Annotated in this window: 2 protein-coding genes; both read left to right on the plus strand. The window is 47.5% G+C overall.

The genetic code is table 11. The features are described from left to right. The first annotated feature begins 102 nt into the window (after positions 1–102). The gene (locus EBB59_RS13680; RefSeq protein WP_147455628.1) at positions 103–609 is read left to right on the plus strand and encodes a hypothetical protein; all 507 of its coding nucleotides are present in this window, start codon (positions 103–105) and stop codon (positions 607–609) included. A 69-nt stretch (positions 610–678) separates the two neighbouring features. Beyond that, positions 679–891 (plus strand): hypothetical protein (locus EBB59_RS13310; protein WP_425451838.1); only part of this gene is annotated, 213 nt, incomplete at its 3' end.

The raw sequence follows: 891 nt of genomic DNA on the forward strand, positions 1-891 counted from the left end.
TGGTGGCGATGAAGGGCATCAGACTGCCCAAGCCAACGCTTGGACTAACATGGGGCGGTGTGGAGCCATGCTTTCCGGAAATTGGTTCATGGGAGGTGTCCGATGAATATGGTCGATTGTATTAAGAGCGCTTTTGCTTGGCGTGTTAAGCCTGTAAAGGCTGTTGCGGATAATGTGATTGAATCGGAAATTACATTGGATGCAATGGAGTTTGAGGGAAAGTTTTTTTGGGAGATTAGCTATAAGGACCTTGAGAAGTACCATGATGCGATTTATGGATTTTCCCCTGAAGCATTTCAATATTATCTTCCTGGTATAATGATGGCTATAGTGGATGTATTGAATTACGATTCCTTAATTTTATCTTCGATATTGGATATGTTGGATAGGGGGGGGGCTCCAAGTACATGGGAAAAATTTTTTATTGATAGGTGGTTGGGGTTTACACAAGAAGAATATTCGGTAATATTGGATTGGTTGTTGTGCATTAGTGAGGGATGTCAAGACCCCTTTCAAGAGGCGCAGATGGGAAAGGCATTTGACACAGTCGCATTATTGAAGATATCCGAGTGTGCGACCCCTATTGCCAAAGGAGTTGGTTGTCAATAGGTTATTTTTTGCTGAGTTCCAGATATAAGGAGCTGGTTGCTGCTTAATGCTTAACGCAAGAAATATTTGATGGTGGAAAATTTCACCTGCGCCCCATTCGGTAGCGGCCCGAATGGCCGTGGCTACCGCTACGGCGAGGACAGCCGACTGCGGCGAGTGACGGTGAACGGCACGGAGACGGCCCGCTACCACTACAACGGCAAAGGCGAACAGGTGGCGAAGACCGATGCCAAGACGGGTGAGACCCAGCGCTACCTGTACGACGAAGCGGGCCAATGCCAG

Source organism: Solilutibacter pythonis (assembly GCF_003697345.1).
Classification (GTDB): Bacteria; Pseudomonadota; Gammaproteobacteria; order Xanthomonadales; family Xanthomonadaceae; genus Solilutibacter; species Solilutibacter pythonis.

Excerpts from the sequence above, each read along its gene's own strand:
- EBB59_RS13680 (WP_147455628.1), top strand. The coding sequence starts at position 103 with ATGAATATGGTCGATTGTATTAAGAGCGCTTTTGCTTGGCGTGTTAAG.